Below are 18,859 nucleotides of genomic sequence, written 5' to 3'. Positions count from 1 at the left end.
CTTTTTGTATATGTAAACGCTCTTTTATTGGTGCAAACACATAAAAAACGCCGATTATTCGGCGTTTTTTTTATATTTATTTAACTTATACTGCAAAGTTTGTCTTGGAATACTCAGTAATTTAGCCGCTTGTAATATATTCCCCTCCGTTTCTATTAGAGCTCGATGAATCAATTCCTTTTCTATTTGAGACAGCGCCTCGCGTAAAGGCAATATCTTTTTCTTCTCCTGTCTGTTTTCTTTCTGAAATATTCGGGGTAAACAACAAGCTGTTAGCGAATGCCCTTCTGCAATAATTACAGCATGTTCAATCGTATGCTTTAGTTCTCTTACATTTCCTGGCCAATGATACGATAATAATCTCTCTTTTGCATCATCGTTAATCTCAAATACATCTTTTTTATATTTCTTGTTATACTGTTTTAAAAAATAAGATGCTAGCAATAAAACATCTTCTATTCGCTCACGAAGTGGCGGAATATAGAGAGAAAATACATTCAATCTATAATATAAATCCGTACGAATCTTATTTTCACGCAAACAGACTTCTGGAGGCTGATTCATTGCAGTAATGACACGTACATCTACTTTTCTTGTCTTATTATCACCTATTCGACGTATAACCCCGTCTTCTAAAACGCGAAGCATTTTTGCTTGCAGATCAAGGGGCATCGAGTTTAACTCATCTAAAAATAATGTCCCTCCATCTGCAAGCTCAAATAACCCCGCACGCTCAATAGCTCCCGTATAACTACCTTTTGTTGTTCCAAATAATAAACTTTCTAATAGTGATTCTGGGAGCGCCGCACAATTTTGTGCAATACACGGTTTATTTTTTCTTTTTGAAGCTTCATGAATTGCCTGGACAAATAATTCTTTTCCTGTTCCTGTTTCGCCGTATATTAAAACATTTGCATCTGTTGGGGCTACCTTTTGCGCTAACTCTTTCGTTTGACGAAAACGAGTATCATTCGTCACGATTGTATTAAACGCAATATGTTTTTTCGTTATTTTTCGTTTAGAAGAACACTTCATTTTTGACTGTAAATCAACAATTGTATCTGTTAATTTTTGAATCGTTGTATAATCCTTTGCAATCTCAACCGCTCCAGCAATACTTCCTTCTATGAAAATAGGTAAAGTCGTATTAACAGTACATACATCCTCACCTTTTAAATTTTGATAACGCTGCACTTGATGGACGATAGGCTTTTTTGTATGTAAAACTTTCATAAGTGTACTCGTTTCCCGAGATAACGATGGAAATGCCTCTAATAAATGCTTTCCTAGTACATTCTCAATTTTTGAACCATCATGCTTCGCTGCAACCTCATTATAAAAAATGGTAATTCCATTTTCATCTACAGCATGAATTGCTTCATCAATACTGCTCAAAATCGCTTCAATGACTTCTTGTGTAGAAACAGCTAGCAATGTCATCCCTCCTTTTGCCGACAATTCAGCATATTACATGCCGAATTGTCGGCACCCCTATGTGCGATTATAAGCATTGTGATTTCATTCTATTGTTTCTTCTCCACATTCGTTATTTGTTTAATCATTCATACTGAATAAAGTGAAACTTTCATCAGTATGAATAACTTTTACGAATTTGTCGTTTATGGGCAAGCTCTGCTCCCACGTATTTCCCCCCGAATCGTACTACCTATCAATAATTGGATAAATCTTTTACCCATACATTCATATCTTCTAATTTGTCGAAAATATAACAATTGTTAGCAAGTCTACCTGTATACGTATAGCCTAACTGATGAAAAGCCGCATTCATTCCAAATGAGAGCGAGCGTGCAATTGTATAAGAACAAAAGATTGCTCGATCTCGCAGTTCTTCTTCTAATTGAACAAGTAAGCTTTTCATAAAACCATGTTTTCGATACTCCGGTAAAGTCGCGCAATTTGTTAGTTCTGCATTCCCTTCTTTCACATTCATCTCTGCAGAAGCAGTGCTAACAATTTTCCCTTCTAATTCATATACATAATAAATGGTATCTTCTTTCATTGTTTGTTTCACATAGTCCACTTGATTTAATGGTGTTGGATAAATTTCAAAAACTCTTCCGAATACATTTGCTAACTGCTGTGCATCATCTTCTGTGGCCTTCCGCAATGTAAATGTAGTCGGAACTTGTTTATCCGTTCCCTTTTTTTCTCTCACACCATTTAAAATTTGATCTTCATTTTCCCATTCGATACTATTTCTTCTTTCATCCTGCAAATACTTCACCAAAAAATAAGCATCGTGACCTTGAAAATAATGAGGAATTGTTGCTTCTAATAAAAAGCCAAAAGAGAGCCACGCCGAAACATGCTCTCCCTTTCCTTTTATAATACATTTAGTGAAAGCATGCTTCTTGGCCAATTCTTCAACTGTTTGTCTTACATATTCTACATTGCCTGTGTATTGATCAACTCGCACTCGCTTGTTAAAATAGTCCAATACTCCTTCTACAGTATAATACTTTGTCTGTTCTTTAAATGATTCATAATAGTTCATCGTTTCACCTCACACCAATCTAATAATGTACATGCAATGATTTTTGCAGCGGCAATCATTTTATCTACTTCAATGTATTCATTTGGATAATGCGCTACCTTCGTTTCTCCTGGACCAAATATAATCGTCGGTATATCTGCAATTTGAGTAAATAATCCGCCATCTGTTCCCCATGGCGATGCTTCTATAATCGGATTTTTCCCTTCAATTTGCATGAAATTATCTTGAAGTGTTGTAATGAGCTCATGTTTCTCATCTAATTCACCTGGCACCCATCTCGCTCCAAACCATTCTACTTCTACAGGATGATCTTTAAACCATACATCCTTATCCTGTAATTGTTGAATCCAAGTTTCAAATTCTTCTTTTGCCGCCTCTATAGTCTCATTCGGCGCAATCCCACATCTTCCTTCTAATATTAAGGAATCTGGTACAGAACTCGGCCAACTTCCTCCTTCAATTTTCCCTATATTAATCGGAATTGGGATGGGAATTTCCTTATAAAGTGGGTCTGCCATTCGGTCATTTCTCTTTTGTTCTAATTCTTTTACATGCTCCACTACAATCATACTTTTTTCAATTGCGCTGATTCCTTCATAACGAGTCCCACCATGTGCAGCTTTCCCTTTCACATGCAGTCGAAACCACATAGATCCTTGCTGTTTTGGAAAGAACTTCATATTTGTTGGTTCTGGAATAATGACCCCGTCCGCTTTATATCCTCTTAAAATAGCTGCTAAACTTCCTGCACCACCGCTCTCCTCTTCTATTACGCTTTGAAAATAAATATCTCCTTTTAATACAATTTCATTCTTAATAATCGCTTCCATCGCAAGTATTAAAGCAATATTCCCTCCCTTCATATCCGTCGTTCCACGACCATATATACGGTTTCCAATTCTTTCCCCACTATAAGGTGGATGATCCCACTGGTTCACATCTCCCTCTGGTACAACGTCAATATGTCCATTTAAAATCATGGATTTTCCGCCGCCACTTCCTTTTAAAGTAGCTACAATATTAGGACTATCTGAAAAATTTGTTCTTGGGGATACAAAATAAGGATGATCTTTCATTTTTGTAAAAGACGGCTCCCAAATGTCAAGGTCTAATCCTAATTCACGCAACTTTTCAATTATGATTGCTTGCGCTCCACTTTCGTTTCCAGACACACTCTTTTCTTGGATCAATCGTTTTAATAGTTTCGCACTATCTTCTTCATGATTTTCAATATAATCACATAATTGTTTTTTCAAATCTTCCATATATCCCGCTCCCTTCATTCAATTACAAGCAATTTAGAACTTACATGGAAAGCCGCTTCCGTATGCTCCCTCACATCTTCTACTGTATAAGGGCTCATCAATTCTTGAAGTACTAATCCTTTAGAAGTGACTTCCATCACAGCCATATCGGTAATAATGACATCCACACATTTTTTTGATGTTAAAGGCAATGTACATTCAGATACAATCTTTGCATTCCCATACTTATCGACATGGTTCATTACAACAACGACTCGCTTTGCTTTTTGTGCTAGGTCCATTGCTCCGCCAATACCTGGAACACGCTTTCCTGGTACAATCCAATTGGCTAAATCCCCATTTCCGCTCACTTGCAGTGATCCTAGAATTGTTAAATCTAATAACCCTTTGCGAATCATGCCAAATGCGGTGCAGCTATCGAAGTAACTTCCCCCTTGAATAATCGACGTCGGCAGTCCCGCTGCATTGCATAAATTTGCATCTTCCTCCCCTTTATTAGGTGTTGGTCCCATACCGATAATTCCATTTTCAGCATGGAACATAACGTGTATATCTTCCCGTAAATGATTGGGAACAAGTGAAGGAATACCAATTCCTAAGTTGACAATCATGCCATTTTGAATTTCTTGCGCAGCTCGCTTTGCGATTTTATCCCTTACATCTATTCCCATGCCCATTTCCAATTCACCCCTTCCGATGGAACAATATAATCTATGAAAGCACCTGGAATTACAATTTCTTCCGGATGTAAGGCACCAAGCGGTACAATTTCTTCCGCTTCTACAATTGTAATATCCCCCGCCATCGCAACATGTGGATTCATATTACGCGCACTTTTGTCAAAAACAATGTTTCCAAATGGATCTGCTTTTTTTGCATACACAATCGCTATTTCAGCTGTAAGAGCCGTTTCAACTAAAAACGTTTTTCCATTTAATTCAACTGTTCGTTTCCCTTCCTCAACCATCGTATCAACACCAACATCAACAAGAATGCCGCCAAGACCTACGCCGCCTGCTCGAATGCGCTCTGCTAATGTTCCTTGAGGTGAAAATTCAATTTGTAACTTTCCTTCGTTTAATTGTCTCCCTGCATTCGGATTTGAACCGATATGAGAAGTGATTAACGATTTTACTCTTTCTCTTGTTATAAGACGACCAATCCCCACATCTGGGAACCCTGTATCGTTTCCAATTACATGTAAGTTTGTAATTCCTTTCTCCACAATTGCTTGTATAAGAGATGGAGGGGATCCGATTCCACCAAATCCCCCAAACATTAATGTCATATCATCATGAAATAACGAAATGACTTCATCTATTTCTTTCAACTTTCCGAATGTATTTGTCACCATTTTCATGCGATACTATGCCCTCCTCTTTGCATCATTTCCTCTACACTCTTAGCAAAAATACTAAGTAGCTCATCTAGCTCAGAATATGTAGTAGTCATTGGTGGTGCAACAAGCAATGCGCTATCTTCTTTTCCTGCTTGCCCTGAAACAGCTTGATATAAAAGGAGGCCGTTTTTAGCTGCCACTGAAATGAGTTCTGATGCTTTTGTAAACGGTTGCAATTCGATTCCAATTAGGAATCCTTTCCCCCGCACATCTGCAATAATAGTCGATTGCTGCTGAATTTTTTGTAATCCCTTTATTAAATATTCTCCTTTTTCCGCTGTTTTTTCGGGTAAATTATGTTTTTCCATATATTCGATAACCGCTAAAGCGGTTGCTGCTGATAATGGATTTGCGCTTAATGTATGACCGCTCATCACTGAACGAGACCCTCGTAAAATGGGATCCATAACACGATCGCTTATAACTGTCGCTGCCATTGGTGTATAACCAGCTCCGAGCCCTTTTCCAAGCGTCATAATATCAGGCTCCACACCCCAATGCTCCATTGCAAACCATGCTCCTGTTCGCCCAAGCCCTGTCATAACCTCATCCGAAATAAACAAAATATCATAATGCGTACAAATATCTTTAATCACTTTATAATATTCTTTTGGAGGAACAACCGCTCCACCGGCAGCACCAATGATTGGTTCCGCTATAAAAGCTGCAATATGTTCCGCACCAATTCGCTCAATTGCTCGTTCTAATTCCGTTGCGCAGGCAAGCTGACAAGTTGGATATACTTTTTGTAACGGACACCGAAAGCAGTATGGAGCTGATACGGTTGGATAATCTTCCAAAATAGATACAAATCGTTGTCGTCGCAATGGATGCCCAGACATAGATAAAGCTCCCATCGTAATTCCGTGGTAGCTCATCCATCTTGATAAAATTTTATGTTTACCATGAATACCACGTTCTTGAAAATGTTGAATTGCAATTTTCATAGCTGTTTCATTTGCTTCTGTACCACTATTTACAAAAAAACTCCAATTTAAGTCTCCTATACTTAAATCACTTAGTTTCTTTGCTAACTTTTCTGCTGGTTCACTTGTAAACTGTGACCGATAGACAAAAGCAATCTCCTCTGCCTGCTTTTTTATTACTTCAGCAATTTCTGTTACGCCATGTCCGATACCAGCCGTAATAGCTCCCGAGGAACCATCAAAATATTTATTGCCATTTTGATCGTATAAATATACTCCTTTTCCATGAGAAATCATCGGATACGGCTGACCAACAAGTGGCTTAATTAAGTAATCGCGCATAGCGCTCCCCCATTTCTCCAATTTGTATATATATATGAAGAAAATTGACGTTTCTTTCATAAAAAAGAATCCCCTGCAAAAGCAGTGAATAGATAAAAAATACTTATAAACTATAGAAATAGGCCTTATGAATCAAAAAAATATTCAGAATTAAAACTTTTTAATTCCCCTCTCCTTCGATGATAAAATCATGCTCTTCTCCCCCAATCCGATTAAAAATTTTCTACAACATCAGCCATTCTATTCAAATTGCCGATATTGTGTAAACTTCGACGAAACTCCCGTTCATTTCCTTCTTCTTTGCATAGTTTACATCTCATACTTTTAAACAAAATTAGACAAATTTCTTCACTAGCGTCCCATTAAACTAATGCAACTTAGAATATTAATCTGAATTTTCTTTTATTATAAAACTCCATAAAAAAATCCTTTATAATGGTTTGGTGGTAGTAACCGATCCAAATCCAAAATAAAGGACAACCCATGGATAAGATTACACGAAAAACATCATTTAGACAATGGCTTTCACCAATTTCTACTTCATTATTTGAAGAACAAGTGAAGAAGCATCATTTAAACCACTATACAAAGAAACTTCATATGGCTTCATTTATGAAATTACTTCTGTATGCACAACTCCATGAAACTGAGAGTTTACGTGCGTTGAGTGATTGCGTCTTCTCAGAAGAATTGCAGAACGAAACGAATCTTGATTCCATCAGCTTCTCTCAATTAGGCAGACGGCTCAATCAGGTTCCGACCGAGTTCTTTCAAATGATTTTTCTTGATTTAGTGGCGCAAGTTCACACAAAGACCGATTTTTATACAAGACGTAAAACGACAACACCACTGAAAATCATTGATTCGAGTACATTGCCATTGAATTTGAAAAAGCATCAATGGGCGGAATTTCGTCGAACAAAATCAGGAGTAAAGCTTCATTTACGGCTTGTCTTTATGGAAAAAGGGTATTCGTACCCAGATCAAGCTGTCCTTACGAATGCTAAGGAACATGATCGTGGTCAGCTAGAAGTATTCGCAGATGACAAAGAATGCATGTATGTGTTTGACCGTGGCTACTTAGATTATGAGCGATTCGACCGTATGACGGATGAAGGTTACTTTTTTGTCTCACGATTACGTAAAAATGTGGTGACACGGGTGATCGAGACATTCTCCTTACCGAAAAAATCCGCTGTGATCTCGGATGAAATGATTGTGATTGGCACGGCACAAAATCGTTCTGAAAACGCATTTCGTTTCATCAAGGTACTCGATTCAAAAGGAAATGAATTACATTTACTGACGAATCAATTTGATTTGGGCGCGGATGAAATCGCCGAGTTATATAAGTCACGGTGGGCCATAGAATTGTTTTTCAAATGGATGAAACAACATTTGAATATCAAGAAGTTTTACGGTCAGAGCGAACAAGCGGTGCACAATCAAGTATACATTGCAATGATTGTGTACTGTTTACATGTACTAGCTCAGTTGTCTTCGCAAAGTAAGCGAACCTATTTGCAAATCAGTCGCTTTTTAAAAGCATCGTTATGGAAACCTGCACACATTTGGCAACGTAAAATCCAAGGAAAGAGCGTTCCATAAAGCTTTTATGTCTCTGTTGCACAAGTCGAAGGTTATAGTAAAAAAATGGATGTTTACTACCTCTGTTAAAGTGTTTTTGTTTTTCTTCTTATGGAAGAAAAACAAAAAACTGAAAATTCAAAATTCTTTTACGCGACACTAGTGAATTATTAACAATATTGGAATTACATTTTATCAAATGGAAAATAGAGGGATTTATGATGATATGTAATAATGCATGTTCATTCAGCAAAAAATCGTGATAAAATCTAAGTACCTGTTCTATTTTTTTCAATTAAAATGGAAACCTTACTTCTTATTTACCCAAATGGGAGGCGCTTGATGGCTATGAACAAAAAACCCACCTATTTCCGTAGGTGGGCCTTATCTTTATTACACAATACCAAATTATACTCTCATTTTTTCATAAACTTTATGCAATTATACATATTCATAAAAATTACACCAAATAAATATTACATATAGTGAAATATAAATTGTGGATACATTCTATAAAGCAGATTCTTTTGAAAGGCGTAACATATCGATAATTATAAAAGGTTTGGCGTCACTCTAATACTGATCTCAAATCTCTTGTACTTTGTGAACTAACAATCTGGTGTATATTGACGATTCTGTTTTATAGGATGTGTTTACACGTATAACAAAGGGATAATACGGATGGGTTTATACTAAATGAACGTGGTTCAAGTCAGAGGAAGGCACCTTTGGGTGTCTTTTCTTTATATGGGGCCCGCCAAATCACCATCAACTAAAAAATAAACACCCCCAAAACGAAAAAGATGAGCTACCTTCTCAAAGTAACTACCTGTAGAAAAAGAAAATTTCCGTTTAGGGGGGACTTTAAAATCTTAGCTTGATAGCGATGTTGCGCTAACCCAATATTAACTTTAGACCAAATGAGTATCAGTCCAAATTACATGTGCTATCACACTCGTATCGTTTCTTGTCACATCAATATGGAATTGATCTTCTGCTTTTATATGGCATTTTTGTTTTGCTGCAGTGCTGAAATGTATTTCGTATTTTCCATCAATGTTTACTATCCCTATATCCTTCCACATAGTGTTCTTTTGAAAACCAGTACCGAGTGCTTTTACTGATGCTTCCTTGATGCACCACATGATTGAATAGTTGATGTAACTCTCTTTAGCCCACATTACTTCTTGTTCCGTGAATAGTTTTTGCAGTATCTTTTTATTTTTCCATCTTTCAATCTCTGTAATATCTATACCAATCCCTTTAATCATTAAGGGCAACTTTCTTACTTGAACTTGCTGGTTTTGAATTAGCAATGTATACCCCAATTAGTACAAATATCATACCAATTACTTCTTTCCAACTCATGACTGATCCATAGAACACTACAGAAATTAAAGTCGTCACGATTGGTGTAAGATTTAGATACATACTCGCTTTACTTGCACCGATTTGCTCTACACCTTTGTTAAAAATAATATATCCAACAAGCGTACCGCATATAACCATATAAAACATTTCTAACCAGCTTTGTGCAGACATACTTGGTACTTTGTCCCAGCCACCTTCATATAAGGAAGAGATTGCTAGAAAAACAGAACCCATAACAGTCATAATCGTAGTTGCAAATAAAGGCGAAACATCTTTCATAACAGCTTTACCTACTAAACCATAAATAACGCCACATGCTAAAGCAGCTAAAAATAGTAAATCTCCCACATTAAATGCTAAAGAGAGTAACATATCAAGTGACCCTTTTGTAATAACAATAATCACACCGATTAAAGATAGCGATAAACTGATTCCGACCTTACTGTTCCATTTTTCATTTAAAAAGAGAATAGAACCTAGTGTAACGAAGATTGGCATTGTTGCAATGATTAATGAACCATTGATTGCAGACGTATAGTGTACACCTAAAAAGAAAAGAGCATTATACCCGAAAATACCAGTTAACGCGACTAATAATAATCCTTTCCATCTTTTCTTAATAGATCCCATATCCCACTCTGCTTTAATTGTTAAATACACCATAAGGATGACACCCGCGATACCGAAACGAAGTGTAGCCGCCACTAGAGGTGGGATTTCTGTTACGACATGTTCAGCTGTTGAGAATGAACCGCCCCAAAACAAAGGAACTAATAGAAGTAAGAAATAAATTTTGTTTGAATGGTTTTGGTTTTGCATCATTGTACCTCCTATTTGTTAAAAGTGCATACAACATGTTCATATGTTCAAACTTATAAACATGTTAATTAAAAAAATTAATATCCTGCTTCAATCGCAGATACTAATTCTTTCATATAAATTACAAAATTGCTGGTTGTCAAAGAGTAATATACTTCTTTTCCATGTTTCTTTGGTCTAACCAATTCTGCCTGTTTTAGTATTTTTAGATGATGAGATACTGCAGGTCTAGAAATTGACATTTGCTCTGTTATTTGAGTTACATTTAATCCATCTGTTTTAAGTAAAATCATAATAATTTGCTGCCGATTTACATCACCCAATGCTTGGAAAATGGGAGTCGCCAAATTAAATTGTTCGAGAATGTTTTCTCTGTTTTTGCATTCGTAATTCTCCATGATTCGCATCCTTTTTAATTAATATATTTGTAATGATACCATCAGTTAGAGGTAAATGAGCTAATATTACTGATGGTATCATAACTATCTGTATGTATAAGTATATCATCTTTTACAACGATAGTTAGCAAATATAGGAATTAAAATTCAAAGATTTCTTTAGCCTCTATTAATAAATCAACTACTTTTTGACATTCTTCAATCGAGTGGCTACTTGTAACACCAATACGTAATCGGCCCTTATTTACAGGAACACCTGGAGAAATGAAAGCTGCTGTAAACAATCCTTTTTCCATCAACCATGAAGTGACGCTTGCTGTCTTTTTATCATCTCCAACTAGAACAGGGACAATTTGGCTTACAGTATCTAATAAATTGAAACCATTCTCCTGTAATTTATCAATTAAGTATCGTGAATTTCTCCAAAGGTCTTCTCTTAATTGTAAACCGTGTTCTTCCATATATGTTAAAGAAGCAAGGGAAGCCGCTGCAACTGCTGGCGTAGATCCTCTTGAACTCGTATATGATGGTGCATAATATCTTATACCTTTTTCAATTTCTTTATTTGTTACAATAAATCCGCCAACACTACCTACAGCTTTACTCATTGTTCCAACAACAATGTCTACCTGGTCTAAAACACCAAAATGCTCCGCAACTCCTAGTCCGTTCGGTCCAACAACACCAAATGAATGTGCTTCGTCAACCATTACAATCGCGTTATATTCTTTTGCAAGTGCACATATTTTATCTAATGGCGCATAATCTCCATCCGCACTAAATAGGCCATCTACAACGATGATTCTTTTTCCTTTGTCCATGCTTTGTTTTAAAATAGATTCTAGCTTCTTTACATTATTATGTGGGAAGGATCGGATTTGCGCACCTGATAACTGGCTTCCCATGAAAATAGAAATATGATTTAATCTGTCATTTATAATGACATCGTCTGGCCCAGCTAATACAGTTAAAACCCCAATATTTGCAGTCATACCAGATGGGAATATAATTCCAGCTGGCTTATTGTATAGTTTAGCAAGTTTATTTTCTAGTTCATTATGAATCGTTGTATGACCACAAAAGATTTGTGCACCATATGTATTTGTACCAAAATTCTGAATCGCTTCGATGGATTTTTGTTTTAAATAATCATTCTGAGATAATCCTAGATAATCACAAGATCCGAACATCAACATCTTACCGTTTTCCTTTGTTGTAATGTAGTTGTCAGTTGTTGATTCAACTGTTGGGAAGAATGGATAAACGCCTTCTTTCTTCCAGTCTTCAAATTTTTCTACATCAAATCGAGTACGTGTATCAACTGTAGTCGTCATCTTATTAACTCCTTCTACGAATCATAATTTTCTTCCACATTAAGTTTGATTATAAAATCTGTTTATTAATTTAAACAAATTAAAACAAGTTTAAACTATTAAACTTGTAAACATGTATAAACTGCCTTTACCAGATCGTTAACAGTAGGCTTTGATTCTTTTGGATTTAAGTGCTCTTCTACTTCCAACTCTTGATCAAATTCGTCTTGTAATACGATCATAATTTCTGCGAACAATAATGAATCCACATCTAGATCTTGTAAAGTTGCATCTAAAGCTACTTCATCTACTGAAGCTTCTTCTTTAATTACAGTGATGATCACATCCTGCACTTGTTCATAAGTAAATTTCGTTCCAGTTACGTTAGTCATAACGCACAACCTTTCCATATTTTGTATTTATTTGTTTTACAATTAGAAGTTTATTCCAAAAAATGAGAAATGTAAATATTTTTTTCTAAAAAAAATTCTCTTTTTTTAGAAAACTTAGCTTTTTCTACTTCTAAATACAGACTAAAGTGTTGTTGCATTCGAATTGAATATACTCTTGTTTTTGTAGTAATTTCTCATGTATTTGCTTTAATTCTGACGCATACGAATTGTCTATTAGCATAAAAAGCTCTGTTAAATGAATCATAATCTCAATATCCAATAAGATTTTTTTTAGCTCTTTCTCAACCTGTTTTCTCTCTCCACAACCTTCCAGTCTAATAAACTCGTATGTGCAAAATTGCAATTTTTCGTTTAAGTTTTGAATAAAACAGCTGGTTTTTGCATCCATCATCCTCACCCCGCCTTCTGATACACATGAGAACTAATAAGATTATATTCAAATATAAAGAATTACGTTTATAATATTAGCACAAAAAACAAAACACGTTACATATAATAACAATTTTATCCACAAATTAACAGTTGTTTTTTTCTTCTCTGTGTAATATTTTGCTCTATTCTACTCGTTATCTCAGTCATAGCATGGGTTTTCTTACAGTTGTAACAGGATATGTCTCCTATATTTATTGGAGTAACATCACTAGTGTTGCGTAAATGAAGATTGAAAATTCGAATTATTTATTTCTGTAATTCAAAACAAAAAAAAGGAAACATCTCAATAAAGGTGGATCTATCTATTTGGTTTTTATTTACAATTAGACTAGAGAAACATCAACATTTTTCTTGTTACGGTACAGTTTTTCCTTCGATTTTCCGTATCCAAATATGTGATGGCTTCCAAAGCGACGCCTTTAAGTACCGGCTAATTTGCAGGATTTTACGTTTACTCTTCGTGTTAAGTTGTGCGAGAACATGAAGACAGTAAACAATAAGCGCAATAAATACTTGATTATGAATCGCCCACTCACTGTGACCATAGAACTTTTTAATGTGTAAGTGTTGTTTGATCCATTTAAAAAATAACTCGATCGCCCATCGTGATTTGTACATATCCGAAACTTCTTCGGGTTCTAAATCAAAACGGTTCGTCAATAAATGAAGCATATTTCCTTTTGAATCTACGACTTTCAGTAAGTGGAAGTAGTTTTCCATCCGTTTTTGTGGTGTACCGATGAGCACCATTTGATCTGATAAAACGGAGGACTCCTTTTGTACTTTAAAGTCACAAATCTTTCGTATTACTGCGTTTTTTCGTAGTCTTGAAAGGAAAAAATAGCCATCATCTGTCATTCGATCAAACCGTTCGTAATCTAAATAACTACGATCAAACACGTACATGCAGGATTTGTCATCTACCATTATTTCAAGCTGACCACGATTATGTTCCTTTGCATTTGTGATCACAGCTTTTTCTGGATATGACTCACCTTTTTCCATGAACACAAGACGTAAGTGGAGCTTCACACCAGCTTTTGTTTTTCGAAACTCCGCCCATTTATGATGTGTTAAATTGAGCGGTAATGTACTCGAATCAATAATTTTTACAGGCATGTTCATTTTTGAGTAACTTGTTTTTTGATGAATTTGAGCGACTAAATCCAAAAATAGATGTTGGAATATATCGGGATTCATTCCGTTTAATCGACGTGATAACTGTGCAACACTAATTGATTCTAGTTGTGTTCCATCTTGAAGTTGGTCATCAAATAAACAATCACGTAACGCATGTAAACTTTCGGTCTCATGCAGTTGCGCAAAAAGTAATAATTTCAGAAACGAATCTGTCGTTAATTTTTTCGTATAATGGTCTAATTTCATTGTTTTCACGTTTTCTCCAAATAATGAAAGATTTATTGGTGAAAACCATTGCCCAAATGAAGTTTTTCGTGTAATCTTGTCCATGTGTCTGGTCCTTTATATTGGATTTGGATAGGTTACCACCTAACTTCATCCATTATAAAGGACTTTTTTTGTGCGTAAAACAAAATCACTGAAGATTTTGGGTATTTTTAAAATTCGAAGTGTTTTAATGCAACACTAGTGAAATTTCTTATAAATATAAAAGTTTTCTTCTCCTAGGAAATATGTGATGCTTTTCTTTCATAAAAAAAAGAACCGATTAACGACAGTAACCAGTTCAGTATGACGCTCTTTATCCATGATTAGTGTACCCAACAAGCTCCAATGATGATTAATAAAATAAACAGTACAACTAACAACGCAAATCCATAACCTGTACCGTATCCGCCACCGTAGCCCCCATAGCCATAGCCACAATAACTACTTGGATATCCATACCCCTACATGTTTTCTCCTCCTTTTCCATATTTATATTGCACTATTACATTATGTAGGACAACTATTCTTTCGTATGTGTATTTGCCTAAAAATCAAAAAATCCATATGTATAATCTCTTTTGGAAGCAAGTTTCTTGCATAACTTCTTTTTACTGAAGCATATAGTTGTAATGATGACAAAGGAGGAATATCCATGACGCAATCTGAATTTGAAAAATATGGACAAGAAGCAATTTGCTATGAACAATTGGCACGGTACTATCAATATATAAATCCTAAAAAATATATCGAGCTATCCATGAAGTATCATCATGCGATAAAGCAACTTGTACAGGCATACGAAAGGCGTGAATCACAAGAGGCAACGTTACCATCTTATATGAGGATATTTCATGCCTCACCTCATACAGCCTCTGTCGATATTTTAATAAACGGACAAAAAGTAATTCAAAATATCACTTTTCAACAATTCAGCCCTTATTTATCCTTGATGCAAGGACAATATAGGCTTGATATTGTTCCTCTAGAGAATGAAACTCCAATTTTTTCAGCGCTTATCCCGATGCTAGGAAATCATTCCTACACACTTGCAATGCTTGATAAAGATTCGCATATTCAACTACAACCAATGCTAGATAATATACATTTGCCATCTGGTCAAGCTAAAATACGATTCGCACACTTCTCACCTGACACTTCAGTTGTAAATGTATCCTTAAAGAACGGCGATCGTCTATTTGAAAACGTACTCTTTAAACAAGTAACAGATTATTTACAAGTAAGTCCTGGTACAGCTGATATCGAAATTTCACTTGCTGATACAAAGAAAAACCTTGTAACGATTCCAAAACTAAAAATCGAACCAAATACTGTTTATACATTTTCCCTTGTAGGTTACTCTACAAAATCGCCAAATATTACTACCGTTACTCTTACAAATTAAAAAAATCTACGCCATATTATGGTGTAGATTTTTCATCTTATTTTTGAAATGTAATATGAAATTCTGTCCATTCAGAGTTTGATTGACATGTAATCGTCCCATTATGCTTTTCAACAATTTGTTTACATACAAATAAACCAATACCAGTTCCTAATTTTTTTGTTGTAACAAATGGTTCAAAAATCGTTTCAATATTCTCTGCTGGAATCATTGGACCATTATTTTTTATTACAATATGAATCATTTCTTCATCTTCACATGTATCGATAATAATTTTACGATCTTCATGAATTGCTTCTAAAGCATCAATCGAGTTCATTAAAATATTTAAAAAAACTTGCCTTACTTCACTTCGATATCCTACAAATGGAATCGGATAAGGTAAGTTTTTTTCAATTGAAACATTTGCATTCACTAAACTTGGATATAAGAAATGAATAATATCTTGAAACAAATCGTTTAGCCAAAATCGTTCCGATTCATTCCACATTTCCTTTTTAGAAACAAGTAAAAATTGCGAAATACGAAAGTTTAACTGATCTAGCTCATGAGAAATAATATCTAAATACGATAAATTAGGATGATCTGATTTCAACAGTTTCACAAAACCCATTATGGAAGTTAACGGATTTCGGAATTCGTGAACAAAGCTAGCAGACATTTGCCCTAAAATAGTTAATCTTTCTTTATGTGTTTCATTTATATATTGCTGTTTTTCCTCTAAATTTCTTGATATGATTTCCGAGTATTTTAAAACAGTATAATAAATTAATCTGTCAAAACAAGTATGTATTTTTGTCATAATTGGTTTTAGCTCGCAAGCTTTCACATCTAACTCACACATCGCTTCAAATAGTTCATTTCTTCCGACATTTGCGTTATAGACAAAATCGCCAATATTTGCGTCCGCCCCTGCACGTTCAATCGCAATTTTCTCACATAACGGCTGTAAATAAGCAATATCCTTATCTTCCATAATAAGTTTAATAATGAATTCTAATAAGCGTTCTCCATTTCGCTCTACCTCTTGCTTAAACGGATCTTTGTCGGAAATTATCGTTTTGTTTTTCCAGTTCTCTACGAATTGATGCCTATTGTCTTTCAAATACGAACAAAATACTTCTTTAATATCCTCCTTATCGATTGGAAAAACCCCCATTTCCTCCATTTCCATGCGACGATACCCTGTATATTTTGAATAGTATCACAAAAAACAAATTTCGTTAAGAGATTATTGTCACATTTTGTTAATTTCTGTTGATAAAATTCATTTTATTTTTATCGTCCGTTATACCACTTTGATAAGTGCTAGATAATTTCCTTCTATTTGTGTCAATTTTCACATATATATCATGATTTTTTTTGCATCCTTTCCGATTCTTGCGTACAATAAACATGGAAAGGTGTGAAAAATATGGTAAATAAAAATGTGGAAGATTATCTCCAAGAAGGCATTTATGGCCAAAAGCAAAACAAACCAGAAGAACGTAATATGTATTTAGGTACATTGCGCGAACGTGTAGAGATCGCTTTAACCATCGGTCAAGTAATGCGAAGCACCATTTATTCAGAAGTAACAAAAAGTATGAATTCTTCTCAGAATCTGCATCTATTTGTAAATGGAAGCATTACTTACCCACATTTATCAAAATACATTAAATTAGCAAACGAAAAAAACGTTCCCTTCACTATTGTTCAAAATAAGGGAACACATACGCCAATTGGCTTAGTTGTAGCGCATCATACTGCTGTAGATAAAAGTCAAATTTACGTTGAAGATGACATTTTCAAACAAGAAATGCCCTCATAACGAAGAAAAAGGTACACTTTAAAGAGTGTACCTTTTATGATCTACTCATCCATTCCATTTACGAACTAATTTGTTCTTGCAGCGATATAGAAGAGTCCGTTTCAGACATAACAATTGGCGCGGGTTGTTTCGTTACTTCTATTTGCTTAATATAATGGCCATCTAATTCTTTAATACAGAACCTATATCCTTCGATTCTCACGATATCTCCTTCTTCAATTCCAAGGTTTTTCGTTAAAATCCAAGCGCCAATCGTATCAATTCCATCGTCATGAATTGTTAAACCAAGTAGCGCATTCACTTCACTAACAAGTACTTTTCCTTCTAAAATTGTTTTTGTTTCGCTGACACATTGAATTTCCGGTTGTTCATCTATATCAAATTCATCTTGAATTTCCCCAACAATTTCTTCCAATATATCTTCAACTGTTACAAGCCCTGATGTTCCTCCATATTCATCAATTAACACCGCAATATGCGTACGCTCCCGTTGCATTTTTAAAAACAAATCACGAATTGGAATAGATTCGATAACAAGAATAATCGATCTCATATATGTTCCTACTGTTTCAGCATGATCAGCACCACGTTTCACATAATCTGTGAAAATATCTTTAAAATTAACAAATCCAATAACATGATCCTTATCTCCGTCAACTACAGGATATCTTGTATATTTTTCTTTTGACATTTTTTGCAATGCTTCTTTTGTCAGCATATCCTTATCTAAAATATACATTTCCGTACGCGGGACCATAATTTCTTTTGCAATCCGGTCATCAAATTCAAAAATTTTATTCACATATTTAAATTCTGATTGATTAATCTCTCCATTTTTGTAACTTTCTGAAACTAATAATTTCAGTTCTTCTTCTGAATGTACATCTTCACGCTCTTTCACCTTCGATAAACCAAACATTCTTGCTATATATTGAGCGGATCCATTTAGTAGCCATATAAATGGGAATGTAAGGCGATAAAAGAAAATGAGCGGCCTTGCTATAAACAAGCTAATTTGCTCTGCCTTTTGAATTGCAAATGTCTTTGGTGCCAATTCCCCAATAACTACATGGAAGAAAGTAATGAACATAAACACTAGAATTACAGCTAAAAATTCCGCAAGTTGAACAGGTACTTTCAAACTAGCAAATAGTTGATCAAACGTGTGCTTTAGTGCTGGTTTTCCTAACCATCCTATTCCAAGTGCTGTAACTGTAATCCCTAATTGGCAAGCTGATAAATACTCGTCTAAGTTTGTAATGACTGTTTTTACTGACTTTGCGCGCCTATTGCCCTCAGCAATTAAGTAATCGATGCGCGATCCTCTCACTTTCACAATTGCAAATTCTGTTGCAACGAAAAATGCAGTTAAGACAATTAAAACAATCAACATACTTATCCTAAATATGTCCAAATATGTTTCCTTACTTACGCTGTAAGCAAGGAAGCCACCTCCTACT

Annotated in this window: 18 protein-coding genes and 1 pseudogene; 3 read left to right on the top strand and 16 right to left on the bottom strand. The window is 35.2% G+C overall.

Features of this window, described 5'->3' with window-relative positions; genetic code table 11:
- Nucleotides 1-54: 54 nt before the first annotated feature.
- The 6 genes from MR063_RS07515 to MR063_RS07490 form a co-directional block, all read right to left on the bottom strand.
- A complete protein-coding gene (locus tag MR063_RS07515) occupies nt 55-1,440 on the bottom strand; it encodes a sigma-54 interaction domain-containing protein (protein WP_242196278.1) in 1,386 nt (461 codons plus the stop codon).
- Nucleotides 1,441-1,669: 229 nt separating this feature from the next.
- The gene (ablB, locus tag MR063_RS07510; RefSeq protein ID WP_242195839.1) at nt 1,670-2,515 is read right to left on the bottom strand and encodes a putative beta-lysine N-acetyltransferase; all 846 of its coding nucleotides are present in this window, start codon (nt 2,513-2,515) and stop codon (nt 1,670-1,672) included.
- Nucleotides 2,512-3,780 carry a peptidase gene (locus MR063_RS07505; RefSeq protein WP_242195836.1) on the bottom strand — a complete coding sequence of 423 codons (1,269 nt, stop codon included), beginning with the start codon at nt 3,778-3,780 and terminating at the stop codon, nt 2,512-2,514. Before MR063_RS07505 ends, ablB begins: the two co-directional genes overlap by 4 nt.
- Nucleotides 3,781-3,794: 14 nt before the next feature.
- Complete coding sequence (locus MR063_RS07500) at nt 3,795-4,457, bottom strand: CoA transferase subunit B (RefSeq protein ID WP_242195833.1); 663 nt, start codon at nt 4,455-4,457, stop codon at nt 3,795-3,797.
- Nucleotides 4,442-5,140 carry a CoA transferase subunit A gene (locus tag MR063_RS07495; RefSeq protein WP_242195830.1) on the bottom strand — a complete coding sequence of 233 codons (699 nt, stop codon included), beginning with the start codon at nt 5,138-5,140 and terminating at the stop codon, nt 4,442-4,444. The genes MR063_RS07500 and MR063_RS07495 overlap by 16 nt, the downstream gene beginning before the upstream one ends.
- Nucleotides 5,137-6,447: an aspartate aminotransferase family protein gene (locus MR063_RS07490; RefSeq protein WP_242195828.1), complete on the bottom strand. Its 1,311-nt coding sequence runs from the start codon at nt 6,445-6,447 to the stop codon at nt 5,137-5,139. Before MR063_RS07490 ends, MR063_RS07495 begins: the two co-directional genes overlap by 4 nt.
- A 483-nt stretch (nt 6,448-6,930) precedes the next feature.
- Here MR063_RS07490 and MR063_RS07485 point away from each other — a divergent pair, with 483 nt between their 5' ends.
- On the top strand, nt 6,931-8,055 hold the full coding sequence (locus MR063_RS07485; RefSeq protein WP_242195824.1) for an IS4 family transposase: 1,125 nt from the start codon (nt 6,931-6,933) through the stop codon (nt 8,053-8,055).
- A gap of 890 nt (nt 8,056-8,945) precedes the next feature.
- Here the strand turns inward: MR063_RS07485 and MR063_RS07480 are convergent.
- The 8 genes and pseudogenes from MR063_RS07480 to MR063_RS07445 all read right to left on the bottom strand — a co-directional run.
- Nucleotides 8,946-9,305, bottom strand: a complete 360-nt coding sequence (locus tag MR063_RS07480; protein ID WP_242195821.1) for a holo-ACP synthase — start codon at nt 9,303-9,305, stop codon at nt 8,946-8,948.
- Nucleotides 9,298-10,224: a DMT family transporter gene (locus tag MR063_RS07475; protein WP_061139895.1), complete on the bottom strand. Its 927-nt coding sequence runs from the start codon at nt 10,222-10,224 to the stop codon at nt 9,298-9,300. Before MR063_RS07475 ends, MR063_RS07480 begins: the two co-directional genes overlap by 8 nt.
- Before the next feature lie 77 nt (nt 10,225-10,301).
- Nucleotides 10,302-10,622, bottom strand: coding sequence for an ArsR/SmtB family transcription factor (locus MR063_RS07470; RefSeq protein WP_044306992.1), 321 nt, complete (start codon nt 10,620-10,622; stop codon nt 10,302-10,304).
- Nucleotides 10,623-10,762: 140 nt separating this feature from the next.
- On the bottom strand, nt 10,763-11,956 hold the full coding sequence (locus MR063_RS07465) for an aminotransferase class I/II-fold pyridoxal phosphate-dependent enzyme (RefSeq protein WP_061655852.1): 1,194 nt from the start codon (nt 11,954-11,956) through the stop codon (nt 10,763-10,765).
- A gap of 98 nt (nt 11,957-12,054) precedes the next feature.
- Entirely contained in the window at nt 12,055-12,327 is a 273-nt protein-coding gene (locus MR063_RS07460) for an acyl carrier protein (RefSeq protein WP_044306994.1), read from the bottom strand.
- Nucleotides 12,328-12,457: 130 nt separating this feature from the next.
- Nucleotides 12,458-12,736, bottom strand: a complete 279-nt coding sequence (locus MR063_RS07455) for a hypothetical protein (protein ID WP_044306998.1) — start codon at nt 12,734-12,736, stop codon at nt 12,458-12,460.
- Nucleotides 12,737-13,134: 398 nt separating this feature from the next.
- A complete protein-coding gene (locus MR063_RS07450; protein WP_242195818.1) occupies nt 13,135-14,250 on the bottom strand; it encodes an IS4 family transposase in 1,116 nt (371 codons plus the stop codon).
- A 260-nt stretch (nt 14,251-14,510) separates the two neighbouring features.
- Nucleotides 14,511-14,648, bottom strand: a pseudogene (locus MR063_RS07445) (YjcZ family sporulation protein); the annotation flags it as partial.
- Nucleotides 14,649-14,839: 191 nt separating this feature from the next.
- On the opposite strand from MR063_RS07445, the gene MR063_RS07440 reads away from it, so the two are divergent.
- Nucleotides 14,840-15,589, top strand: coding sequence for a DUF4397 domain-containing protein (locus tag MR063_RS07440; protein WP_242195815.1), 750 nt, complete (start codon nt 14,840-14,842; stop codon nt 15,587-15,589).
- A 37-nt stretch (nt 15,590-15,626) separates the two neighbouring features.
- Here MR063_RS07440 and MR063_RS07435 read toward each other — a convergent pair whose 3' ends face one another.
- Complete coding sequence (locus MR063_RS07435) at nt 15,627-16,763, bottom strand: BA2291 family sporulation histidine kinase (RefSeq protein WP_396021823.1); 1,137 nt, start codon at nt 16,761-16,763, stop codon at nt 15,627-15,629.
- Between the two features lie 240 nt (nt 16,764-17,003).
- Here MR063_RS07435 and MR063_RS07430 point away from each other — a divergent pair, with 240 nt between their 5' ends.
- Nucleotides 17,004-17,399 carry a YueI family protein gene (locus MR063_RS07430; RefSeq protein WP_242195812.1) on the top strand — a complete coding sequence of 132 codons (396 nt, stop codon included), beginning with the start codon at nt 17,004-17,006 and terminating at the stop codon, nt 17,397-17,399.
- Between the two features lie 58 nt (nt 17,400-17,457).
- Here the strand turns inward: MR063_RS07430 and MR063_RS07425 are convergent, their stop codons facing one another.
- The gene (locus MR063_RS07425; protein WP_242195808.1) at nt 17,458-18,792 is read right to left on the bottom strand and encodes a hemolysin family protein; all 1,335 of its coding nucleotides are present in this window, start codon (nt 18,790-18,792) and stop codon (nt 17,458-17,460) included.
- Nucleotides 18,793-18,859 lie beyond the last annotated feature (67 nt).

It is taken from the genome of Bacillus cereus group sp. BfR-BA-01492 (assembly GCF_022662815.1).
GTDB lineage: Bacteria > Bacillota > Bacilli > Bacillales > Bacillaceae_G > Bacillus_A > Bacillus_A cereus_BD.
Note: the sequence above shows the minus strand (reverse complement) of the source record. Positions and strands in the feature narration are given on the sequence as shown.

Excerpts from the sequence above, each read along its gene's own strand:
- MR063_RS07515 (WP_242196278.1), bottom strand. The coding sequence starts at position 1,440 with ATGACATTGCTAGCTGTTTCTACACAAGAAGTCATTGAAGCGATTTTG.
- ablB (WP_242195839.1), bottom strand. The coding sequence starts at position 2,515 with ATGAACTATTATGAATCATTTAAAGAACAGACAAAGTATTATACTGTA.
- MR063_RS07505 (WP_242195836.1), bottom strand. The coding sequence starts at position 3,780 with ATGGAAGATTTGAAAAAACAATTATGTGATTATATTGAAAATCATGAA.
- MR063_RS07500 (WP_242195833.1), bottom strand. The coding sequence starts at position 4,457 with ATGGGCATGGGAATAGATGTAAGGGATAAAATCGCAAAGCGAGCTGCG.
- MR063_RS07495 (WP_242195830.1), bottom strand. The coding sequence starts at position 5,140 with ATGAAAATGGTGACAAATACATTCGGAAAGTTGAAAGAAATAGATGAA.
- MR063_RS07490 (WP_242195828.1), bottom strand. The coding sequence starts at position 6,447 with ATGCGCGATTACTTAATTAAGCCACTTGTTGGTCAGCCGTATCCGATG.
- MR063_RS07485 (WP_242195824.1), top strand. The coding sequence starts at position 6,931 with ATGGATAAGATTACACGAAAAACATCATTTAGACAATGGCTTTCACCA.
- MR063_RS07480 (WP_242195821.1), bottom strand. The coding sequence starts at position 9,305 with ATGATTAAAGGGATTGGTATAGATATTACAGAGATTGAAAGATGGAAA.
- MR063_RS07475 (WP_061139895.1), bottom strand. The coding sequence starts at position 10,224 with ATGCAAAACCAAAACCATTCAAACAAAATTTATTTCTTACTTCTATTA.
- MR063_RS07470 (WP_044306992.1), bottom strand. The coding sequence starts at position 10,622 with ATGGAGAATTACGAATGCAAAAACAGAGAAAACATTCTCGAACAATTT.
- MR063_RS07465 (WP_061655852.1), bottom strand. The coding sequence starts at position 11,956 with ATGACGACTACAGTTGATACACGTACTCGATTTGATGTAGAAAAATTT.
- MR063_RS07460 (WP_044306994.1), bottom strand. The coding sequence starts at position 12,327 with ATGACTAACGTAACTGGAACGAAATTTACTTATGAACAAGTGCAGGAT.
- MR063_RS07455 (WP_044306998.1), bottom strand. The coding sequence starts at position 12,736 with ATGGATGCAAAAACCAGCTGTTTTATTCAAAACTTAAACGAAAAATTG.
- MR063_RS07450 (WP_242195818.1), bottom strand. The coding sequence starts at position 14,250 with ATGGACAAGATTACACGAAAAACTTCATTTGGGCAATGGTTTTCACCA.
- MR063_RS07440 (WP_242195815.1), top strand. The coding sequence starts at position 14,840 with ATGACGCAATCTGAATTTGAAAAATATGGACAAGAAGCAATTTGCTAT.
- MR063_RS07435 (WP_396021823.1), bottom strand. The coding sequence starts at position 16,763 with ATGGAAATGGAGGAAATGGGGGTTTTTCCAATCGATAAGGAGGATATT.
- MR063_RS07430 (WP_242195812.1), top strand. The coding sequence starts at position 17,004 with ATGGTAAATAAAAATGTGGAAGATTATCTCCAAGAAGGCATTTATGGC.
- MR063_RS07425 (WP_242195808.1), bottom strand. The coding sequence starts at position 18,792 with ATGTTGATTGTTTTAATTGTCTTAACTGCATTTTTCGTTGCAACAGAA.